Here is a 20,805-nt window from a genome sequence, read left to right as displayed (position 1 = left end):
ACTCCCTGTTAGTTACACGTTGGATAAACATCACAGATACGTCCATCAGGCATTTTTATAGGTTTGAAGTCGATCGTATTGCCCCGGCAGTACGCGAACATATCTTCGAAACTCTCACCCTGGCACCGCCTCCAGCCGTTTGGAACAGCTACCCAGTTATCGTCAAAGGCAGGTAGCTCTTCGTCAGACAGGTTCAACACCAGCCTGAGTTTTTGCCCCGCCAGTCGATCTCGTTGCACAGCGCCGCCTGCCGACGCTTTACTTGAAAGCCCATTTGCGTCCACTGATCTGCACATGAGGATTTTCCTGATCGCATGCACCGGCCCCACTGTGCGAAAGAACCACCTGCATCGTGCTTGCAACTCCAGCACCCCCGACTCAGGCCTCCCCGGCCCATCCGCGTCTAAACGATCCTGAATATGGATAGCCGCAATATCTCCGCCAACATCCGTATCGCGCGCGCCCCACCGCGCATAAAAATCAAACTCCACGCTGCGCAATACCAACGGGCAGCCCTCGACTGTTTCAGTCAGGGGCAGCGCCTGGGTCACGCGGCTGGCTACCGGGCTGTAGGGAACACTAAAAATCTTCCGCTCGGGCCTTTTGCCTCGACGCCAAGGCAAGGTGCAACGTTCACCTGCTGCGGGGCTGTAGTTAGCGGCGCTTTTAACGCGGAAATTGGCTGGCAAATCCACCTCCAAGGTAAAGCGATCAACGGGCACCACCGCACACCCCGATGTCCAGGCCATACCCAGCACCAGCAGAACTCCACACGCCTGGTTACTCATGCTTGCCCCAACGTGCGCCACTGCTCAGCCACCCGCCTGAAGTGTTCCTCCGGCGCCTCCCCCTTCAGCGGCTGCCACTGAATCACCCTGGGCCCGGTTGCCTCTGCCAAACGCCGCACCACCAAAAACTCCAGTTGCAGAGCGCCGTACCATTGCCAACTGCGGGCCTCGTCCAGTACCTGGGCCAGCCATCCCCCTGGATCCTGGAACTCGACCAACGCCGCAAGGCTTTCGCTGTGTTCGGCCAGCAGGTAGCGCAGGATATTCGCCTGCAAAATGGCCGAGGCCTGGGGGTTAGGGATGTTGAGCCAAGGAGCGGAGTCGGGTATCGGGTACTTTCCGGGCGCTGGGTTGTTGGCGCAGCACCATTGCTCTTCGTGCCAGTAGCAGACGCTGATCAGTGGCCCGAGATAGGCCGGCCATTGCGCTACCGGCACGCTGGCCAGCGCACGCCCCAGGGTGCGGTTGTCGTGGAAACGGTACAGCGCCTGATTGCCCGGTGGCCCCACCAGCATCCGCGCCTGCCAATGCTCGATGACATCGCCCAGGTCCGCGTCGGGCAAGCTGCCCAGCCAGCCCCAGTTCATCTCAGGGTGCTCGAGCAACCCCACAAGCGCAGGCTCATCGAACTGCTCCACCAGCAGGATCACCGGCCCGTCAGCCGCCAGTGCCGCCACTGCACTGCCACCGTAAAGGCTGCAACATTGCCCCAGGTTGCGAGGCGCCATCAGCGGCTGACGGGCGTTGCTGTTTCCCTCAAGAATCAAACACAGCCGGCGTCCTGCCTGCTGCTGTTGGGTCATCCATTGACCTGGTGTACGCAGCATCAGGCCGCCCTCCCGCGGATGTCGCACACGCCTTCGCGGCAGCGTTCACATACCGGGCAGAAGTCCGCATCCAGTTGCCGGGCCATGCTCATGACGACAGCCTGGGCCGCTGAAATTTCCGCACCGCTGACGGCCGCACCCGCAGGGTTGGCCGAGCGCGCAACGGCCGGTTGGCCACCCAGGGTAATCGGGCGACTGCTGAAGATCCCACCGGCCTGGATCAGTACGTGCTCGCCTCCGGCCTTGAGGCTCAACTGCGCGCCAGCGTCGATCACCAGGCTGGCACCCGCCTTGAGATGAACCTGTTGCCCTGCCTCGATCACCAGGGCCTGGCCGATATAGGCCAGGCTATCGCCCTGCACCTGGAGGTGATCGCTCGCACCCAGGACCACCTTGCGATCACCACTGACATGTCGCTGTTCGGCGCTTTCCAGTCGCACCGTGCTCGGGCCGCGAATGGTTTCCCGCCGCTCCCCGCCGACTTCCAGGTGGCTGTCACGCCCTACCTGCTGCTGCCAGTCCCGCTGGGCCCGTAGGTAGATAAGCTCTTCACCCAGGCGGTCCTCCAGGTGCAGTTCATTGCCGCCCGCACCACCGGGGGAACTGCGGCTGCGCAATACACTGCAGGTTTTGTGTTGCGGCAGTGGATAAGGCGGCATATGCCGCGCATTGGGCAGGCAACCGTTGATCAATGGCCGGTCCGGGTCGCCCTCCAGGAAGGTCACCAGCACTTCCATGCCGACCCGGGGCGTCATGATCGCGCCAAAACCGTCGCCCGCCCAGCCGGAAGCCACCCGTACCCAACAACTGCTTTTATCACTGGCCTTGTCCAGGCGATCCCAGTGAAAACGCACCTTCACCCGGCCGTAGGCATCGCAATGCACCTCCTCGCCCACCGGGCCCGTCACAGTGGCTGTCTGGCTGCCGGTAATGGTTGGCTTGGGATGCTTGAGCGCCGGGCGGTGGATCGCACGCCAGGGCGTAGCGTTGAAGCGGTTGCGATAGCCCTGGAACCTGTCGCCAGCGGGCATCGCCTCCTCCAGCGCCTGGGGTTGATACCCCTCGTGACGCACCGACGTAAGCAGCCACAAGTCATTGCAGGCAGGCTGCGGGTGATCGTGCAACGGCAGGAAATGACCACTGCACAACGCCGGTTGATCACTCTTGCCCAAGGCCCGGTGACGGTCGCGCTGATGGCGCTCCAGGCTGCGACGCGCCAATTGCACCCCCCGCGCATGGCCGGTAAACCCGGCGGGGTAATGGTAGTCCTCAAGAGGCAGCACCGATGCAGCCCCGGCGTGTTCCTGCAAACGCCGTGAAGGATGCTCGAAGTCGTGATCACGGCGCACTGCCTGGCGGCTGCGCGTCGCCAGACGCACATCGAAACGCTGGATCACCCGTGCCTCGGCGGCCGGCCCGCTGGCAGGGCGATAAAACTGTGCAGGCAAGCGACGGAACACCGTCTGGTCATCCCCAAAAACCAATACATGGGCGTCCGGGCTGTGGCGAAAGTGGTAGTGAATCCCCTCCTCCTCACACAGCCTCTGGAGGAAATGCAGGTCGGTTTCCGCGTATTGCACACAGAACGTGCGGGGCGGATAGACCACCGGCCCCAACTCGAAGGCATACGCGTCGGCCAGGATGCCATGGTGCTCGAGCACGGCCGCGATGATCTGCGGCACGCTGCGTTGTTGAAAGATGCGCTGGTCGCGCCGATGTTCCAGCCACGCCAGGCGCGGCGCCAGGGTCAGGCGATAACGAGTGAGCCGGCCACCGGGGTCATCGCGACCGACGGCATACACCTGCCCGTGCAAACCTTCGCCCATTTCACCGAAGCCCAGATAGGCCGGCTGGTGCAGCAATGCTTCAAGGTCAAGGCCGGGGTTTTCGCTGACCAGTTGCACTTCGATGAAGTAGGGCTGGTCAAGGGCTTCGCGGCCTTTGAATGCCAGTACTTGGAAGTCTGTCTCCATGCCTTGAACAATAAAGTTGAAACGTGACGAAACAAACGCACTCACCATCCGTTGTTACCCGCCATCCACTATCTGACTGAAATACTCCCTCCCGCCAAACAAAAAACCTGCGGCCAAAGAAGTGCCTGAACGCTCTAAAGATTAGCGAGATCCACGAGAATTCGGCGCTTTGAAAATAAAAAAGAAGTTTCGTACGGACACAATGGAAGTCTCTTTTACAAGATGAGAAATCCTCAAAACAAAGCAAGCCCTAACAGCAGGAACTTCCTTACGCGACGCTTCAAACAATAACTAAACAATAAAGAAACAACTGACACTTAGTTAAGCCATCACGTACCTCAGCCTTGAAGCATCGCGGTCCCGAACAGGCTGACACCCAGCAGCGCATCTGCCTGAACGTGCAAGCGTACTGGCGCCGTACCGCCCGGCATCACCACGGCCACCTCTCCCGCCTCGACCCAACCCGCCCGCCATGCCGCACAGGCCACTGCGCTGGCACTGGTCCCGGAGGATGCCGTGGGCCCCTCACCGCGCTCGAACACCCGGGCAATCAGCCGATTGGCAGAGTCTCGCGCTGCCCATTGCAGGTTGACCCCGGCCGCACAGGGCCGGCCATCACCTGCGGGAGGAGCGAAGGCAATCGCTTTCAACGGCTCGAACAGATCAGGTTGGTGCATCTGCCGATTGTCCGGCAAGGCCGATACGTGTTCGACCAAGGTCACGCAATGGGGGTTGCCGATACGCACAAATTGGCTGCGGGTCCATTGCGGGTTGATCGCAGCCAGCTCATTCACTGGGCCAGGCTCGGCGCTTTCCGGCCCCATCGCTGCCACTGCCTGCGGCCCGAATGCTGGCTGCCCCAGTGCCAGCCAGAACCCATGGATCTGCCCATAGACCGCCGGTTCGACCCCGGTCACCAGCGGCGTCACCCCATCAGGTTGATCGTGGTGTACCCGCAGCTCGCAGGCCTGGGTCATCAGCCCCGCGTCCGTCAGGGCCTGGGCAAAGATCGTCAAGCCATTGCCGCTGCGCTCGGCCAGGGAACCATCGGTATTGACGATCAGCAGGTCATACGGCGGTGCAGCCTGGAACGGCCCGACCAGCAAACCGTCGCAGCGATAGGCCTTGGCCTCGGCTGGGCGCGGCGACGTCCCCCAGCCACATTCGGACGCTATCGCCAGCCCCGTCCACGCCTGGCGAGTGCTGGCGGCCAGGGCAGCGTTATCGGGCACGGCAATGCCCCGGCTGCGCAACAGGGCCGGGCTGGCCACACCGTAGATATTGCCGCGAGCGTCGTAGAACAGGGTCATTGTGAGATCACCTCAGCATCCGCCGATGGTCAGCCATGGGAAAAGTGCCTGGCGATTGTGGGCGATCTCAGCGTAGGACACCAACAGCGAGCGCAGCGAGCATGGCAAAAAAAACAGCGCGCCCTACACTCCTGTGTCCCTGGATGGACGTTTTCATCAGGCCGAAGTCCGTGCGCAGTCGAGCAAACGCCGTCCTCATTTTCCTGGAGGATGCACCATGAAGACACTTGCCCCGCAGAGCCCCGTTGAAACGCTTTACCGCGCCGGCCGCAAAACATTCATTGAGCGGGTACCGGATGGCGGCGCACGCCTGGATGCGTTGTTCCATACCGCGCCGGCCCTGGGCGAGTTGGCGGTCGGTGTGGTGTACGGCTATCTGCACGAGCGCCCGGGCCTTGATCCGCGCTTGCAGGAAGCAGCGATCTTTGCCGCGATCGTCGCCGCCGGTATGGGCGGCCCGCCGTTGAGCGTGCATTTCAAGACCAGCCTGGCCCAAGGCCTGGCGCCTGGGGAGCTGACTGAACTGCTGCTGGTGGCCTCGGCCTTTACCGGTTTCCCCCGTGCCGTCGCCACCGCCGAGCAGCTCAACCTGCTGTTCACCGCAGCCAACCTGCCCTCGCCGCCACCACCGCCGCCACGGGCCGTGGCACTAGCGTTTTGCGACAGTGTGCGCCGGGGCCAGCCGTCATTCCCGGTGGACGCCCAGGCTCGAAAGCTGCTGCGCAAACCCCATAAGCTATCGCTGCACGCCACGGCTGCGGATCGGGTGCTTGTAGAGAGTTACATCGGCCAGGAAACCACGCCCCGTGGCACCCTCCTGGTGCGGGTCGCTGGCGCCGACGTGGTGCAAATCAGGGCATATCTCCCAACCCCCAACTGACCCACGTGCAGAAGTGGCCTGGAAGGTGGTAATCCTGTGCAAGCAGCCTGGGGTTCAACGCTACTCACAGGGATTACGCACCCTCCAGACCACCTCAAGCAGGCCCGATAACCTCTGTGTGGTGATCAACGGTAAAAGTGTTCCGTGTTGTCAGTAAAAACTTCGCGGCCCGCAAGGGAACCTGGCTCGCTCGATAGGGCCTGATGTGCAAGGATGTCGCGCTGGACATCGTTCGCTGAACGCAAAACCAAGGATATTCATGACTGCCATCACCCCCCAGGCGCCTGTGGTTCCGGGACGCCTGGAACAAATGTCGACCCGTATCGCGTTTTTTATTGCCGGCTTCGGCATCGCGGCCTGGGCACCGTTGGTCCCCTATGCCAAGGCCCGCGCGCAGCTCAACGAAGGCACCCTGGGCCTGTTGCTGTTGTGCCTGGGAGTGGGGTCGATCATTGCCATGCCAATGGCCGGCGCGCTGGCGTCACGCTTCGGCTGCCGCCGGGTGTTGAGCGCCGGGACGCTGCTGCTCTGCGTGGCCTTGCCGATGCTGGCCACGGTCAGCTCGATACCCTTGCTGATGGCCGGATTGTTTCTGTTTGGTGCAGGCCTGGGCACGGTGGACTCCACCGTCAACCTGCAGGCAGTGATTGTTGAGCGGGCCAGTGGCAAAACCATGATGTCGGGCTTCCATGGGCTGTTCAGCCTGGGGGGGATTGTGGGGGCGGCAGGTGTCAGTGCGCTGCTCGGCCTGGGGCTGTCACCGCTTTCGGCCACCCTGGTGGTTATCGTGATTACCCTGGGCGCCTTGCTCAAGGCGGCCCCGCACTTGTTGCCGTACGGCAGCGAAAGCTCCGGCCCGGCCTTCGCCATCCCCCACGGGGTGGTGCTGTTTATCGGCTGCCTGTGTTTTATCGTATTCCTGGCAGAGGGTGCCGTGCTCGATTGGAGCGCGGTGTTTCTCAGCGACGAACGCGGCCTCGACGAAGCCTACGCGGGCCTGGGTTATGCGGCGTTTGCCTTGACCATGACCCTCGGCCGCCTGACCGGCGATGCCATTGTGCGCCGCCTGGGTGCCAAACGGGTGATCGTGATCGGTGGTTTGCTGGCCACCGCCGGCATGCTGCTGGCCACCCTGCTCCCGGCATGGGAAACCGCCCTGCTGGGTTATGCCCTGGTCGGTGCCGGCTGTTCGAATATCGTGCCGGTGCTGTACACCGCGGTGGGCAAGCAAACGGTCATGCCGGAGCACATTGCGGTGCCCGCCATTACCACCCTGGGATATGCCGGTATTCTCGCAGGCCCCGCGCTGATTGGTTTTATCGCCCACGGCAGCAGCCTGAGCGTGGCCTTTGTGTTGATCGCCGTGCTGCTGTTGGCGGTGGCGATCAGCGGCAAAATACTGCGGGTGTAAGGCCCCAAGACGCTACAGGTCTCTAGTGTTTTCAAGCCAGCCGTCAAGGTCTTTGTTGCTCAGCCATCCCTTCTGGTAATGACTACCGTAAATGCGTCGCCAGCCAGAATGGATGCGTTCCAGGGAACTCAAAAGCCTGGGACGGTCCACCAGGTTTTTTGACATATACACCAGTTGTTCGCTGTACATTTTTTTCGGTAGCCCCGTGGCAGGGTCTCGGATAACGGCACCATTCTGGTCCGTTTCATCCGGATCCTTACTGATTGACACAAGCCGTTCGATCTGGACGTAGCCGACACTCTCAAAAAAGCCCGTGCGGTCCCGGGATCTGTCACGCAGTTCATCAAAAGCGGCCCTGAACGCCAGCACCAACTCGACATTGGTCTTGGCGTGAAAAGGATCCGGACTGAAGGCATTGGGGTCGCTGTTGCCAAACACACCCTGTACCGCCCGCTCCAGGCTTTGCCGCGTTATAAACCCCTCTTCGTCAAGGATCGCGTCGATCAACCGCGGGCGCTGGACCAGTGCCCTGGCCAGCAGAATGGCGTTGTTGAGCGCCGGTGTGTCAGTCATTTTTGCACTGGCAATTCGCCGCAGCGACGACAGTTTCAGTCCTTCATTTTTCATGAAAATTTTCCAGCACGGAAAAATGGTCACCCAGCGCCTTGACTAACTGGCGGTCCGGCAATTGGGTATAGGGGTTCACATTGGGGGTACGCGTCGAGGGCGCGTTTCTCAGCTCCTGATGATGCAGCATGACCTCATCGGGTGTGGCCCACCGCAACGGGCGGCGGAATCCCGAAGAGCGGATAGTGCTGGGCAAAGGTTGATTATCGGCCTGCCAGCCACGCGGCGTGGTCTCGCTTGAAGCAGCATGAGCTTTCTGGTGTGCGTCATCCGGTATCGCTTCATGGCGGCTCGTAACATCGGGCCGCAGGAGAGGTACCCCACCGTCAATTGCCATGTTCATATCCACCTTTTCTAGATCCATACTCAGACCGGCTGCCACCACCGTCAGTGCAAGGGTGGGTTTCCAGCAAGCGCAAAGTATGTGGCCAACCACCGGCAATGGTTCCGGGGCACCCGATCAATTTCGATGTCTGTATGTAAACAATGATCAGTCCTGGGCGCGGCCCTCAGTCAGGTTCTCGGGGCGACAATGCTCCTGATCGAGAACCGCCCAGCAAGGCTTTTATGGCATTGATCAACCCGCTCGTCGTACCCGCAGGCGTCTGCATGGTGGTGGTTGGGGCGGCAGTGGCGCGGTAGGACTGCATGCCTTTGGCGAAGTCATCCGCCGCCGGGGCCTTGAAGGTGTACTGGCCGGAAAAATTCCTTACCCGTTGGGCTTCGGCGCCTTCCCCTCCCGGCATAGCCTGATTCTGGGCATCGAAAAGTTGTCTCTGCGTCGTGTTTTCGCAAGGTGGAGCAAGAAGGGATTGCGGCAGGCCGGGAGTTTGAGTTCCAAACGACGTTGAAGTCATGTCAACACCCTCTCTTTGAGTGAAACTGCCGGCGTCATAAAGGCCGTCAGATACACGTTATGTGGCAAACCGCTGAAAACAGTTCCTGATCAGCGAAGTGGCAGGCGATAAGTGGACACGTGCAGCCCCAGCCAGAGCATTCATCCGCAAGACTGGCAACCCTGGTCGAACCGGGAAATACCGCGAAAGACTCGCGGCGCTTCCCGGTTGTGTGCTCCCAGTGCAATACCGGCGGTTTAATGGGACAACTTCTTCAACCCACGCTTGCTGATTCTGCCGTCATAGTCGGGGCTAGCGACGTTGTCCATTTGTTGCAGCAGGTTGGAGCGGTTGAAGACCTCCCTCGCCAGGTGGGTGAGTTGGTCCCGATGAGGGTTACCTGTCAACGGGCGCTGGGCCCTGGCATTGAGATCGGCGACCTTGATGTCTTTGCTCCAGAAACTGCCTTTGAGCTGATTGAAATTCTTCAGCATGTCCTTGGCGAGTTGTTCATCGTCCTTGTACTTCAAGGGGTTGTCAGAGCGGATGACGTCATAGATGTTTTGACGGCTGATCTGAGCATCCAGCCCCCCCGTACGACCATCACGGTCAAGCGCTTTGAGCAGGTCCGGACGCTTCATGATTTCCCTGGCCAGCCGGATGTCCTGATTCTTGTGCGGGTACTTTGTCAGGGGCGTTTCAGCCTTTGCTTTCAACCCCTGCGGCGTAATGTAGTCCGGGTTTTTCGGATCGTTGAACGCCTTGAAATTATCCAGAAGTTGCTGGGCCAACTGATCATGGCTGCGCTTTGAATAGATCGGATCGGGTTGCTGCGGGAACGGCCTTGGCGGCGGGCTCCCAGGGAGCGGGGGCCTGCCCCCCCGGGCAGCATCGGCCTGTACGCCGGCGGCGCCTTGTGCCATCGGCTGCGCAGCCGCAAACACCGGCCCAGACTTGCTCTCTGGCCCGCTGAAACTAGGCCCCTTGGCGGCTGGCCCGGCGGCCGACGCCGCAGCGCCCGTGGTGTTGGCCTCGGCCTCGTGACGCATGGCGTCATTCGGTAGATTGACGACAGGCTGATTGAACGCAGGTACCGACATAATGTTCTCCAGTGCGGCTTGTTGACACGATGTACCTCACCGTCCGAAGCACCCAGGCGATAAATTGATCACCGGATGTCTGTGCACAGTGGGCTAATTGTGTCTGTGGCGGACTGGGGGAGTTCGGTTCCGGAAAGCGACGAAAATCGCCTAAAAAAGGTAGGAAGCCCGCCAACGTCCCCTTCAACCTCGGCTGAAGGATCGTAAGGAGCAAGAGAAAGGCCAAGAGGAAAAGCGCGTGGAAGGGCGTCAGCAGCGACGCCCCCCATCAATAGAAAAATCGTCGCCGGCAGGCGACGATCCCCGTCAGAACCCCACGCTCGCCTGTACAAAGAAGGTGCGTGGCTCACCCAGGTAAATCCCGGCGTTGTTGTCGCTGGAACGGGTGAAGTGCTGCTGGTCAAACACGTTTTTCACCCCGACACCCAACTTCAGGTTCGACAGTTGCGGGCCGAAGTCATAGCCACTGCGCACATTGACGGAAACATACCCCGGGATATCCCCGTACTGGCCGTCGGCGGTCGGTTCGGTGATATAGGTGTTGGTGGTGCCTGGCGCGCGCTGGCCGGACTGGGCATACGCGTCCAGGTTATGGGTCCAGTGATTGACGGCATAACGCAGCCCCAGGGTCGCCACTTGCCGGGAGTACAACGGCAGGTCACGGCCCTTGAACGCCACATCACCTTCAGCGGTCGCCTTGGTGTAGGTAAAGCCGGCATTGGCACTCAGGCCCTCCAGACGCGGGTCGAGGTCGGCCAGGTCGTACTGGGCCGAAGCTTCGATACCCGTGTGTTTGGTCGCGCCCAGGTTGGTCCAGCCCACGTCATTGCTGACGTATTGCAACTCATCGGAGAAGTCGATGTAAAACAGCGTCACTTCGCCGCCCCAGACGTTGTCGTTGTAGCGGGTGCCGATCTCGTAGGTCTTGGCCTTTTCCGGTTGCAGGCCGTTGGCCGTCTGGTCGCCATTTCCGCCCTGGCCCAGCTGGAAATACTGCAGGCTGCCGAAGGATGTTTCATAGTTGGCGAACAGCTTCCAGGCATCGGACACGTGGTACATCACGCTCAGCGCCGGCAACGGTTCGTTGTTCTTGATCGCGCGGTGCTTCTCCTGGGTGCGGGAACCATTGAGCGCCACCACCGGGCGGTCATGCCATTGGGTGCGAATGCTTTCAAAGCGGATACCGGGGGTAATCGTCCACTTGCCCACGTCGATCTTGTCATCAATATAGAACGCGTTGGCCTCGGTGCCACCGGTGCGGTCCTGGTACACATGGCCGTCACTCTGGCCACCCGGCGTCGGCACGTTGTTGATCAGGTTGAGACTGGTGGCCTGCTCGTGCATGCCTTCTTTCAAGTAGCGATAGCCGATACTGGCTTCCTGGGTGGTCGGGCCCAGCTCGAACACATGGGACACCCGTGGCTCGATGCCGAACGTGTAGTAGGTCCGCGGGTAGGAGCTGAGGGTTTTCAGGTCACGGTTGGCGATGTTGCTGCCCCGGAAACTGTCGGAATAATAGGTCAGCACTTCGGCCTGGGTGCGGTCGTCGATCTGGCGGATGTACTTGAAGGACACATCCTTGCGCCGGCCGCTGAAGTTGTCCCAGTCGCGCACCGACTGGTAAGGGTTGGCGTCGAACTGCTTCTGGGTCAGGCCGCCGGGCATATCGGCGCTGGCGTCGTAGTAATGGAAATTGAGGGTGAAATCGTCTTGATCGGTCGGCGCCCAGTGGGTCTTGAGGATCACATCGTCAATGTCGTTCCCGTTGTTGCTGTCGCGATAACCGTTGCCATTGACCCCGGAATACAGGAGCGCCATGCCAATGCCGTTGTCTGCGGTGCCGCCGATAAAGGCGTTGTCGACATGTTTCCAGCCGCCATGGGACGAGGTCTGCAGGGTGGTGCCGACCTCACCGGAAAAGGTCTCGGGGATCGCCCGGGTCACGAAGTTGATCACGCCGCCGACGTTCTGTGGGCCATACCGCACGGAACCGGCGCCGCGTACCACGTCGATGCTCTCCAGGTTACCGGCGGAAATCGGTGCCATCGACAACTGGGGCTGGCCATAGGGTGCGAACGCCGCAGGAATGCCGTCGATCAACACTGTGGAGCGCGGCGACAAGCGCGATGTCAGACCGCGTACGCCGACGTTGAGGGAAATATCGCTGCCACCGGTACCGTTGGATTCCTGCACCTGCACCCCAGGCACCCGGCGCAGCACGTCACCGACGTTCATCGCGCCCTGCTCCACCATGGCCTCGCGCCGGATCACGGTACGCGCGCCGGGATGGTTCTGCACCACTTCGGCGTTGGCATCGCCCAGCCAGTCGCCCACCACCTGGATCGAGGTCGCGCCAAGTTCCAGGGGTGAACCGGCTTCACCGGTGCCAGTGGCGAGGGGATGCAATGTCACCGAGCCCGAGTCGATCTGGTAGTCCAGGCCGCTGCCTTGCAGCAACTGGCGCAGGGCCTGCTCCGGCGACAGGTTGCCATCGACGGCCGGGGCTTGTTTGCCGGCCACCATCTGCGGGCTGAAAAACACTTGCAGTGAGGTTTGCTGGCCCAATTGGCTCAGTGCCGCCCCCAGTGGCTGGGCCTTGATGTGGATGGCATCGTCGGCATAGGCCGCAGTACTGATCGCCAGGGCCAGGGCCAGGGCCAATGGCGCCCAGCGGGCAGTTTTATTGTTGTTCGCAGCGAGTTTTGTCACGTCGTAATCCCAAGAAAGCGCGGCTGTTAATGCAAACCAGTTGCAGTTGGACAAGAAGACGAAGAACTCGGAAAAAACCTGAACCTAGCGTGAAATTATTTCCTGGCTACCGTCGGGCAGCGTGCGCAGAGCCACCGGCAGAATGTGCGGCAGGGCCTTGAGCAAGGCATCGGTGTCATCGGATTTGAACACGCTGGTCAGGCGCAACTCGCTGGCGGCAGCGCTGACCCGCAAGGGTTTTTCGCGGTAGCGCGAGACTTCCCGGGCCACCTCGGCCAGGCTGGCATCGTTGAACACCAGCTTGCCGGTCTGCCAGGCCAGCAGTGCCTGGGCGTTGACCGGGCGGGCCGCCGCGACCGCGCCCTGACGGTCGATCGAGGTACCGAGGCCGGCGGTAAGGGTGACCGCTGGCTGGGCAGCCTGCCCTTGCACCTTGACCGTTCCGGCCTCGACCACCACGCGGGTCTGGTCATCGTCGCGGCGCACGTCAAACCGGGTCCCGGTGACCGTCACCTGCCCTGCCCCGGCCTGCACCACAAAAGGCCGGTGGGTGTCGTGCTCAACGCTGAACAGCGCTTCACCCTGCTTGAGTTCGATCCCACGCCGGCCCTTTTCGTAATGCACCGCCACCACGCTACGGCTGTTGAGGTCCATCAGCGAGCCATCCGGCAACGCCACCTGTCGCCGCTCACCCAACCCGGTGCTGAATTGCGCCTCATAGCCGCGCGGGTGGTCCAGGCCACTGAACAACCCAAGGCCGACGGCCACCGCCAACACGCTGGCCGCCATGGCATAGCCCACGGCCCCGCGACGCTTGCGCGGCACAGGCGTATCGAGCAGGGCCTGCAAACGCACCTTGGGCAGCAGGTCGGCGGCGCTCCACAGCCCTTGCAGCACCTCGAACTCATACTGGTGCGCGGGATGTTCCCTACACCAACTGTCAAAAAGACCCTGGTCCTCAACGCTCAGGGGCGGGTCCTGCAGACGCACAAACCACTGCGCCGCCTCATCGCGCACCGTTGCACTGCCACAGGCACACTCGCGGGTATCCATCATGGAAGGTCCTGTTTCAAAGCGCGCATTGATCATGGGGCCAGCGCATCCAGGCGCTCGCGCAGATGCCGCAGGGTGCGGATCATATACTTTTCCACCATGTTTTTAGAAAGCCCCAGGCGCTCGGCGATTTCCTGTTGGGTCATGCCTTCGATTTTTTGCCAAATGAAAATCCTGCGGCAGTTGAGGGGCAATTCGGCCAGGGCCCGCTCGATGGAGTCCGCCAACTGGACGGCGTGCATGAAATGCTCCGGGTCGCCACTGTGCGGCGCACTCTGGTCAAGGCCTTGCAGTTCCAGTGCTTCGCGCCGGTCTGCACGCCGATAGGCGTCCACCGCAATATTGCGCGCCGTCTGGTGCAAGTAGGCACGCGGCTGCTCGACCCGCGCCGACTTGGACTCCAATACCCGCACAAACGTATCGTGGGCCAGGTCCTCGGCCTGCTGGCGATTGCGCAAGCGACGCGTCCAGGTCCCGACCAACTCTTCGTAGTACGCGAAAAAGCCTGGTCTGCGGGGCGGCTGGGGAGTCATCGACGGTGCACTGGGTAGGCGGGGCGTGAATAGTAATGCTTCCTATTAATGGGAGCAATTACTGACCGTCGCCCTGGCTGCGATTGCCGCCAACGCCGATCAGTTCTGGTGAGAATCCAACAAACACCGGTAAACCCGGTGGGAGCTGTCGAGCCCCTGCGAGGCTGCGATGGCGTCGGCACTGCTTACATTGATGTTGGCTGATCCACCGCTATCGCAGCCTCGCAGGGGCTCGACAGCTCCCACCTTTGATTTTCACGAACGTTGACATTGCGCTCACTTAACTAACCGTTGATGCATCCACGTTGCGACGGTTACATCATCAAGGTAGCCCGCAATACCATGCCGATTGGCCATATGGTTACTCACGCCCTTGAAGTTCTCGATACCGGGTGTGATGTTCCAGCGGGTAGAGTCCAGTGGATACAACGCCACCGCATCGCCCGGATCATAGGCATTGAACCACTGCTGCACACCCGCAGGCATCGACAATGCAGGGGGGGTGAGCATCTCGCGCACGGTGTTCAGGCCCAGGGGCGAGCCCACCGTCACCAACCCCAGCACATTGGCGCGACGCCCAAGCTCCTGCAATGCCCGGTACGCAACAATCGACCCCAAGGAGTGTGCCACCACCACACAAGGCTCATCTGCAATGGCAGCCTTTACGATGGCGGTAATGCGATCCGACACGGCGGGGTAAGTCAGATAGAGATAGACATCGCGCGTGAACCGATCAAGAGCGGCTTCACCCAGGGCGGTACGCTGATCCACTGCACGTAACAGCGCCTGGACCCAGGGTGAACTGCCAAGGCCCTTCTCGGTGCTGTGCTCATCGAGAAACGCCTGGATCTGCGCGTCGGTCACGCCATTGGCGGTCGCGATGTCCTGCAAAAATCTGCCACGAAAATCATCCTGCGCCTGTTCATCGCCCCGCAGGCGCACCCCACGCGCCAGCGGGGTGCTGAGGGCGCGCGTCAGTTCATCCAGTTCATCGGCGTAAAACGCCATCGTCACAGACAGCCCTTCGGGGCGTGGAAGACCTGCCTCCCCCCAGCCGATATACAGCGAGTCCAGCCACAATTTTTCCAGGGTTTCCCGGGTGCTTCCCTGTTGGTCACGCCCGTGGATAAATACCAGCTTCACAGTAAATACCCCGAAAAATGTCGTTCCAGTATCGCCGAGCCCTTCTTGGAAAAGGTCGTCCACAGTGAAGGTTCAAGATGGCGTCCGGCCTCCAGGAGGAAAGAGGGCATCAATTGCTTCATCTCCCCCAGCAATGACCACCCCTGCGACAGCATTGGCACGCCGGGCAGGTAGTCCAAGATAACCTGCTCCCTCCGGCCGCCCGCCATGGCGAGCATGGCCACATCAAAAGGAATCAGCTGACGGTCGGCCTGCATAAAGCGGTAAATACTCCTGATGCCGTTCAAATCTCCCGCCTGGTGGTAGGCATAGGCCGCATAAATGCCCAAGGTCGGGTCCATGCGTTTGAGCAGGCGCAGATATCGGGCAGAGTCCCAAGCCAGCGTTGCCTGGGGCAAACGAAAGCTGCCCTGGCGCGCGGCTACGGCCACATAGGCGCGACGCATCTCCAGTTCCTCTCCCAGATATTCATAGTCGTTATGGGGGTCTCGCATGGCCGACGGGGTGTAGTTGATCGTGACGATGCGGCCGCCCTCAACAATCAATGTGCCAACAAAACCGGGCATGGCGGCCACCAAAGTGCTCGTACCGTTCTTAAAGCGCAGGTACAACGTGCGCGCCGCCTCGCCACGGATCTCAATGCTCGGCCCATCGATCCCGCGCCATGTCTTCTGGTCCCGCCCAATCTCGCAAATCAGAGCGATCTCGCCGCCAATCACGTGGAACCCTGTCTGCATACCCGTCTCACGGTTATCCATGGCTGCCACAAGGCGCCGCATCTCGGTATTCAATACCCGCTTGGGAAGAGGCTTGCCCCATCTGGGACGCATCAAATGCTCCTGACGCCACTCCAGGCTTCCCCGCGCAGCGGCAGGTTCAGTCAAGTCGGGTGGTGAGTGAGGTCCCTCTGCTGCAGCCCCCCCGGCACCATGCTCAATCGTGGCCAGAAACTTGGGCAACGCCGACTCCACCCGCGACTCCGGCCGTTGGGAAAGAGCGATGGAAACTCTTTGCGCTGCTTGGGGAATGGCGTGTGCCAGATGCTGTTTGAGTGGACGCGAAGCAACCACTTGCTGCGGCGCACCGCCCTCGGTCATCACAGTTTCGATAACCGTTTGAACGTCGCCGCGCAAAGCAGTGAGCATGCATTCGGTCAACAGCCCACAGTGACGCTCATTGGCATCATCCGCCGGTACCTCCAGCGCGGGGTCACCAGGCAACGCTGCATAAAACACATCCACTTCCGGGGGCGTGTTGTTAGAGCGATAAGCAGGAAATATCCGGTAGCCGTCGACCATGCTCACCTGAAGGGTTCCCGCCAGCGACCGGCATGCATCCGAAATGATCACAACGTGTTCGATACCACACTGACGCGCCAGGCTGATCGAGCCATTGACGTTGATGGCATGGTTGGGATTCCTGCCCACCTCGGACAATAGCCACAACTCACAATCCGGGGCTCTCAATACACCATGGCCGGAAAAGAACACCACCAGTTGAGAGTACGTCCTGCTCTCCACGATCTTACTGATCGCCTCGAATATCTCCTCAGGCCCCACGACCTTGCCGTCAGCATCGGAAAAAACAGTGGTCTCGAAACCTTGCTCCCTACCCCATTCCCCCACCTGCTCAGCCCCAGAGGCCGCGCCACGCAGTGCAGGGAAATGGCCGGCGCGGTCGACGCCGATTGCGATTAATGCTTTTTTCATAGGTCTCTCTCCATGATGACACTATGCCATCCAGCCCCTCGCAGCCTCAACTCACACCAACCGCTTAATCTGCTTATGCCGCCACACCAACCGGTAATACGCCGTCTGCAACCCCAGCATCACCAGGTAAGTCACCGGAAACGCCATCCACACCCCTTCCAGGCCAAAGCGTGCATTGAGCAGGTACGCCACCGGCAGCTCCACACCCAGCACGCAGAAGATCGAGATCGCCACCGGCATCAACACCACGCCACTGGCGCGCATGATGCCGCCAATCACTGCCTGGAAGCCGAACACCAGAATGCTCCAGAGCATGATGTGCAGCAGGTGTTCGGCCTGGACCCGCGCCTGATCATCGGTGATGAACAGGCCCAGTAGCCAGTGGGACAAGGCGTAGCCCAGCACGATCAGGCCTCCGGTCAGGCACAGGTTGATCGCAAGCCCGGTGCGCAGGATCGGCCCGATGCGTTCCAGGCGCCCGGCGCCAATGGCCTGGGCGCCGAGGATCGAGGCGGTGATGGCGATCGACAGCGCCGGGAACTGCACATAGTTGACGATCTGCGTCACCGCGCCATACGCCGCCGTGGCCTGGGAGCCGTGGCCGTTGACCAGTGCCAGGATCACCAGCTCCGACAACGACAGCACCACCATCTGCAAGCCGGTGGGCAGGCCGATGCGCAGGACTTTGCCGAGGATCGCCCGGTCCAGGCGCAAGGCCGCCAGTAATGCGCGGTCCGGCGCCATCACATGGTTTTTATGGCGCAGGCGCAGCACCAGAAACAGCATGGCCACGGCGTTGGCCACCAGGCCGGCATAGGCCGCGCTCTGGATGCCCATGGGCGCCAGCCCCAGCCAGCCGCGGATCAGGGCCGGGGTCAGCACCAGGCCGACCACCGTTGAAACCATCAGCGCCAGCAACGGCGACACCGTATCGCTCACGCCTCGCAGCAATTGGGTGTAGAGGATGAACACCAGCAGCAACGGCATGATCAGCATCATCACCTGGGCATAGCCGACGGCGTCGTCCAGCACATCCAGCGGCGTGCCCAGCGCGTGCATGGCCGGGCGGGCGAACAGGCTGCCGAGCACGGCGGCGAGAACTCCGATCAACGCCCCCAGGGTCAGGGTCGCGCCGGTGATAACCTTGACCAGTGCGGTTTCCCCCGCGCCCCAGGCCTGGCCGATCAGCACCGAGGCGCCCGCCCCCAGGCCAATCACCAGGGCGATAAAAAAGAACACGATGGGAAACATCCCCGACACCGCCGCCAGCGCCTGGGTGCCGAGCATCTGCCCGACATAAATGCCATTGAGGGTGCCGGAAAAACTCTGGAGGAAGTTGGACAGCACCATCGGCGCAAGAAAGAACAGGTACACCTGCCACAACGGGCGTTGCAAAGGGTTCTGCATGAAAAGCGGGGCCTCGGAATGACACAGCGACCGAGGGGTTATAGCGTATTGGATCCGATCATGCAGTGTTTTAAACCGCTACCCACCTATCCCAGCATTTCCCGAAGCCGGTACCACACCATGCCCAGCGCCAGTAACGGCGAGCGTAAAGCCTTGCCGCCGGGAAAGGTCATGTGCGGCACCCGGCTGAAGGTGTCCAGGCCCTGGCTGACACCTGCGTGGATCCCCTCGGCCAGCAGCCGTGCGCACCAGTGCGTGACGTTAAGCCCATGCCCGGAATAGCCCTGGGCGTAAAACACGTTGGGGTACTGCTGCAACCGCCCGACCTGGGGAAAGCGATTGGCGGTAATCCCGATCTTGCCGCCCCATTGGAAGTCGATGGCGGTGTTGGCCAGTTGCGGGAATACCTTGAGCATCTTCGGCCGCATATACGCGGCGATATCGACCGGGTCACGTCCCGAATAATGACAGGCGCCACCGAACAACAGCCGACGGTCGGCGGAAAGCCGGTAGTAGTCCAGGCCGACTTTCTGGTCGCACAGCGCCAGGTTCTGCGGGATCAACTCGTCGGCGAGCGCAGCCGGCAACGGTTCGGTGGCGATGATATAGCTGCCGGCCGGCAGCACCTTGCCGCTCAGGCGCGGCTCCAGTTCGTCGAGGTGCGCATTGCACGCCAACACCAGGCTACCAGCCCGCACGCTGCCGCCGGCGCAGCGCACCTGCACGGTGTCGCCATGGATCAATTGCAGCACCGCGCTGTGCTCGAAAATCCGCACACCCAGCGCCTCGGCCACACGGGCCTCGCCCAACACCAGGTTCAGCGGATGCAAGTGGCCCGAGCCCATGTCAACCAGGCCCCCGGCGTACAGTTGAGAGCCGACCACCTGCGCCATATCCTGCGCCGCTACCAGGCGGGTTTCAGGCAGGTACCCAAGGGCCGCGAGGCTTTCCTGCTCCCCCTTGAACGCAGCAAATTGCGCCGGTGTATTGGCCAACTCGCAAAAGCCCCAGCGCAGGTCGCAGTCGATCCCGTGCTCCCGGATGCGCTCACCGACCAACGCTACCGAGTCGATCCCGGCCCGTTGCAGGTAACGCACGCCCTCCTCGCCCACATGCCGGGCAAAACCCGAGACGTCATGGCCGATCCCCCGGATCAACTGCCCGCCATTGCGCCCGCTGGCGCCCCAGCCGATGCGCCGGGCTTCCAGGAGGATCACCGACAGGCCGCGCTGGGCCAGTTCAATCGCGGTGTTGACGCCGGTAAAGCCGCCGCCGATCACACACACATCGGCGCTCAGGTCCTCGGCCAGCGCCGCGCGCTGGGGCATGGCATTGGCCGACGCCAGGTAATAGGAACGGGCATGGTCTTGGGACTGATTCATCGGTTGGACTTCACTTTGCTCCAGGCCCGGGTCATCACACGCATGATGGCCGGGCTGGGGGTGGTGGAAATGTACAGTTTGTCGAGCACGTCCTGGGGCGGGTACACCTCGGGGTTATTCACCAGTTCCGGCGCCATGAAAGTCTTCGCCGCCAGGTTGGGGTTGGCGTAGCCGACATAGGTGCTGATCTTGGCGATGACTTCGGGGTCCAGCAGGTCGTTGATAAACGCGTGGGCCTGTTTCGGGTTGGTGGCGTCTGCGGGAATCGCCAGCAAGTCGAACCACAGGTTGCTGCCCTCCTTGGGAATTGCATAGGCGATGTTCACGCCATTCTTGGCTTCCTTGGCGCGGTTGGCGGCCTGGAACACATCGCCGGAGTAACCGAAGGCCACGCAGATATCGCCATTGGCCAGGTCCGAGATGTATTTGGAGGAATGGAAATAGGTGATGTACGGGCGCAGGGTCAGCAGCTTGGCCTCGGCCTTGGCATAATCGCCGGCCGTCTCGCTGCGCGGGTCCATGCCCATATAGTTGAGGATCGCCGGGAATGCTTCATCTGCCGAATCGAGGAACGCCACCCCGCATTGCTGCAGTTTCTTCAGGTTCTCGGGCTCGAACATCACCGCCTACGAATCAATGTGGTCGATGCCCAGCACTTGCTTGACCTTGTCGACGTTATAGCCGATGCCATTGGTGCCCCACAGGTAGGGCACCGCATGGGCATTGCCAGGGTCGTTCTGCTCCAGCAGCTTGAGCAACTTGGGGTCCAGGTTCGGGTAGTTGGGCAGTTGCGCGCGGTCCAATTCAAGGAACGCCCCGGCCTTTACCTGGCGCCCCAGGAAGTGATTGGACGGCACCACCACGTCATACCCGGTACGCCCCGCCAGCAGCTTGCCCTCCAGGGTTTCATTGGAGTCGAACACGTCGTAGACCACCTTGATTCCCGTCTTGGCCTGGAAGTCGGCCAGGGTGGTCTCGCCGATGTAGTCAGTCCAGTTGTAGACACTGACCGTCGGCGCGGCATGGCTGGCGCTGCTGAACACTGCGGCGAGAGCCAGTGGGAGGAGCTGTTTGACGAGACGCATATCGACACCTTTTTTTATGGTTGATGGTGGAG

17 protein-coding genes and 1 pseudogene are annotated in these 20,805 nt (G+C 61.4%); 2 read left to right on the top strand and 16 right to left on the bottom strand.

The genetic code is table 11. The features are described from left to right. Positions 1-8 precede the first annotated feature (8 nt). The 4 genes from HBR94_RS11525 to HBR94_RS11510 form a co-directional block, all read right to left on the bottom strand. Positions 9-788: a hypothetical protein gene (locus HBR94_RS11525; protein WP_170044824.1), complete on the bottom strand. Its 780-nt coding sequence runs from the start codon at positions 786-788 to the stop codon at positions 9-11. Beyond that, a complete protein-coding gene (locus tag HBR94_RS11520; RefSeq protein WP_170044823.1) occupies positions 785-1,615 on the bottom strand; it encodes a DUF4123 domain-containing protein in 831 nt (276 codons plus the stop codon). The genes HBR94_RS11525 and HBR94_RS11520 overlap by 4 nt, the downstream gene beginning before the upstream one ends. Continuing rightward, positions 1,615-3,636: a type VI secretion system tip protein VgrG gene (locus tag HBR94_RS11515; protein WP_170044822.1), complete on the bottom strand. Its 2,022-nt coding sequence runs from the start codon at positions 3,634-3,636 to the stop codon at positions 1,615-1,617. The genes HBR94_RS11520 and HBR94_RS11515 overlap by 1 nt, the downstream gene beginning before the upstream one ends. A 290-nt stretch (positions 3,637-3,926) precedes the next feature. Beyond that, positions 3,927-4,898: a diaminopimelate epimerase gene (locus HBR94_RS11510; RefSeq protein WP_170044821.1), complete on the bottom strand. Its 972-nt coding sequence runs from the start codon at positions 4,896-4,898 to the stop codon at positions 3,927-3,929. A gap of 217 nt (positions 4,899-5,115) precedes the next feature. On the opposite strand from HBR94_RS11510, the gene HBR94_RS11505 reads away from it, so the two are divergent. Next, positions 5,116-5,778, top strand: coding sequence for a carboxymuconolactone decarboxylase family protein (locus HBR94_RS11505; RefSeq protein WP_170044820.1), 663 nt, complete (start codon positions 5,116-5,118; stop codon positions 5,776-5,778). Positions 5,779-6,037: 259 nt separating this feature from the next. Continuing rightward, entirely contained in the window at positions 6,038-7,189 is a 1,152-nt protein-coding gene (locus tag HBR94_RS11500; protein WP_057959079.1) for an MFS transporter, read from the top strand. A 12-nt stretch (positions 7,190-7,201) separates the two neighbouring features. Here the strand turns inward: HBR94_RS11500 and HBR94_RS11495 are convergent, their stop codons facing one another. The 12 genes and pseudogenes from HBR94_RS11495 to HBR94_RS11440 form a co-directional block, all read right to left on the bottom strand. Next, a complete protein-coding gene (locus HBR94_RS11495) occupies positions 7,202-7,816 on the bottom strand; it encodes a hypothetical protein (protein ID WP_057438498.1) in 615 nt (204 codons plus the stop codon). After that, a complete protein-coding gene (locus tag HBR94_RS11490) occupies positions 7,806-8,180 on the bottom strand; it encodes a hypothetical protein (protein ID WP_170044819.1) in 375 nt (124 codons plus the stop codon). The genes HBR94_RS11495 and HBR94_RS11490 overlap by 11 nt, the downstream gene beginning before the upstream one ends. Positions 8,181-8,325: 145 nt before the next feature. After that, positions 8,326-8,562 (bottom strand): hypothetical protein, encoded by a 237-nt coding sequence (locus tag HBR94_RS11485; RefSeq protein WP_170044810.1) that lies wholly within the window; start codon positions 8,560-8,562, stop codon positions 8,326-8,328. 347 nt (positions 8,563-8,909) lie between these two features. After that, the gene (locus HBR94_RS28645; RefSeq protein ID WP_233092104.1) at positions 8,910-9,752 is read right to left on the bottom strand and encodes a hypothetical protein; all 843 of its coding nucleotides are present in this window, start codon (positions 9,750-9,752) and stop codon (positions 8,910-8,912) included. Positions 9,753-10,058: 306 nt separating this feature from the next. Continuing rightward, positions 10,059-12,461 carry a TonB-dependent receptor gene (locus HBR94_RS11475; RefSeq protein ID WP_170044818.1) on the bottom strand — a complete coding sequence of 801 codons (2,403 nt, stop codon included), beginning with the start codon at positions 12,459-12,461 and terminating at the stop codon, positions 10,059-10,061. Positions 12,462-12,545: 84 nt separating this feature from the next. Then, complete coding sequence (locus HBR94_RS11470; RefSeq protein ID WP_057438509.1) at positions 12,546-13,514, bottom strand: FecR family protein; 969 nt, start codon at positions 13,512-13,514, stop codon at positions 12,546-12,548. Between the two features lie 32 nt (positions 13,515-13,546). Then, positions 13,547-14,047, bottom strand: a complete 501-nt coding sequence (locus HBR94_RS11465; protein WP_057438495.1) for a sigma-70 family RNA polymerase sigma factor — start codon at positions 14,045-14,047, stop codon at positions 13,547-13,549. A 276-nt stretch (positions 14,048-14,323) separates the two neighbouring features. After that, complete coding sequence (locus HBR94_RS11460) at positions 14,324-15,190, bottom strand: alpha/beta hydrolase (RefSeq protein ID WP_170044817.1); 867 nt, start codon at positions 15,188-15,190, stop codon at positions 14,324-14,326. Continuing rightward, a complete protein-coding gene (locus HBR94_RS11455) occupies positions 15,187-16,899 on the bottom strand; it encodes a caspase family protein (RefSeq protein WP_170044816.1) in 1,713 nt (570 codons plus the stop codon). Before HBR94_RS11455 ends, HBR94_RS11460 begins: the two co-directional genes overlap by 4 nt. 51 nt (positions 16,900-16,950) lie before the next feature. Continuing rightward, positions 16,951-18,306: an MATE family efflux transporter gene (locus HBR94_RS11450; protein WP_115128567.1), complete on the bottom strand. Its 1,356-nt coding sequence runs from the start codon at positions 18,304-18,306 to the stop codon at positions 16,951-16,953. A gap of 86 nt (positions 18,307-18,392) precedes the next feature. Beyond that, positions 18,393-19,688: an FAD-binding oxidoreductase gene (locus HBR94_RS11445; protein ID WP_057959074.1), complete on the bottom strand. Its 1,296-nt coding sequence runs from the start codon at positions 19,686-19,688 to the stop codon at positions 18,393-18,395. Continuing rightward, a pseudogene (locus HBR94_RS11440) lies at positions 19,685-20,773 on the bottom strand (polyamine ABC transporter substrate-binding protein). Before HBR94_RS11440 ends, HBR94_RS11445 begins: the two are co-directional and overlap by 4 nt. Positions 20,774-20,805: the final 32 nt, after the last annotated feature.

The sequence above is a fragment of the Pseudomonas sp. WS 5412 genome (genome assembly GCF_012985615.1).
GTDB lineage: Bacteria > Pseudomonadota > Gammaproteobacteria > Pseudomonadales > Pseudomonadaceae > Aquipseudomonas > Aquipseudomonas shahriarae.
Note: the sequence above shows the minus strand (reverse complement) of the source record. Positions and strands in the feature narration are given on the sequence as shown.

Bases quoted from the DNA above. Each gene is read 5' to 3' on its own strand.
- HBR94_RS11525 (WP_170044824.1), bottom strand. From the start codon at position 788: ATGAGTAACCAGGCGTGTGGAGTTCTGCTGGTGCTGGGTATGGCCTGG.
- HBR94_RS11520 (WP_170044823.1), bottom strand. From the start codon at position 1,615: ATGCTGCGTACACCAGGTCAATGGATGACCCAACAGCAGCAGGCAGGA.
- HBR94_RS11515 (WP_170044822.1), bottom strand. From the start codon at position 3,636: ATGGTGAGTGCGTTTGTTTCGTCACGTTTCAACTTTATTGTTCAAGGC.
- HBR94_RS11510 (WP_170044821.1), bottom strand. From the start codon at position 4,898: ATGACCCTGTTCTACGACGCTCGCGGCAATATCTACGGTGTGGCCAGC.
- HBR94_RS11505 (WP_170044820.1), top strand. From the start codon at position 5,116: ATGAAGACACTTGCCCCGCAGAGCCCCGTTGAAACGCTTTACCGCGCC.
- HBR94_RS11500 (WP_057959079.1), top strand. From the start codon at position 6,038: ATGACTGCCATCACCCCCCAGGCGCCTGTGGTTCCGGGACGCCTGGAA.
- HBR94_RS11495 (WP_057438498.1), bottom strand. From the start codon at position 7,816: ATGAAAAATGAAGGACTGAAACTGTCGTCGCTGCGGCGAATTGCCAGT.
- HBR94_RS11490 (WP_170044819.1), bottom strand. From the start codon at position 8,180: ATGGATCTAGAAAAGGTGGATATGAACATGGCAATTGACGGTGGGGTA.
- HBR94_RS11485 (WP_170044810.1), bottom strand. From the start codon at position 8,562: ATGCCGGGAGGGGAAGGCGCCGAAGCCCAACGGGTAAGGAATTTTTCC.
- HBR94_RS28645 (WP_233092104.1), bottom strand. From the start codon at position 9,752: ATGTCGGTACCTGCGTTCAATCAGCCTGTCGTCAATCTACCGAATGAC.
- HBR94_RS11470 (WP_057438509.1), bottom strand. From the start codon at position 13,514: ATGGATACCCGCGAGTGTGCCTGTGGCAGTGCAACGGTGCGCGATGAG.
- HBR94_RS11465 (WP_057438495.1), bottom strand. From the start codon at position 14,047: ATGACTCCCCAGCCGCCCCGCAGACCAGGCTTTTTCGCGTACTACGAA.
- HBR94_RS11455 (WP_170044816.1), bottom strand. From the start codon at position 16,899: ATGAAAAAAGCATTAATCGCAATCGGCGTCGACCGCGCCGGCCATTTC.
- HBR94_RS11450 (WP_115128567.1), bottom strand. From the start codon at position 18,306: ATGCAGAACCCTTTGCAACGCCCGTTGTGGCAGGTGTACCTGTTCTTT.
- HBR94_RS11445 (WP_057959074.1), bottom strand. From the start codon at position 19,688: ATGAATCAGTCCCAAGACCATGCCCGTTCCTATTACCTGGCGTCGGCC.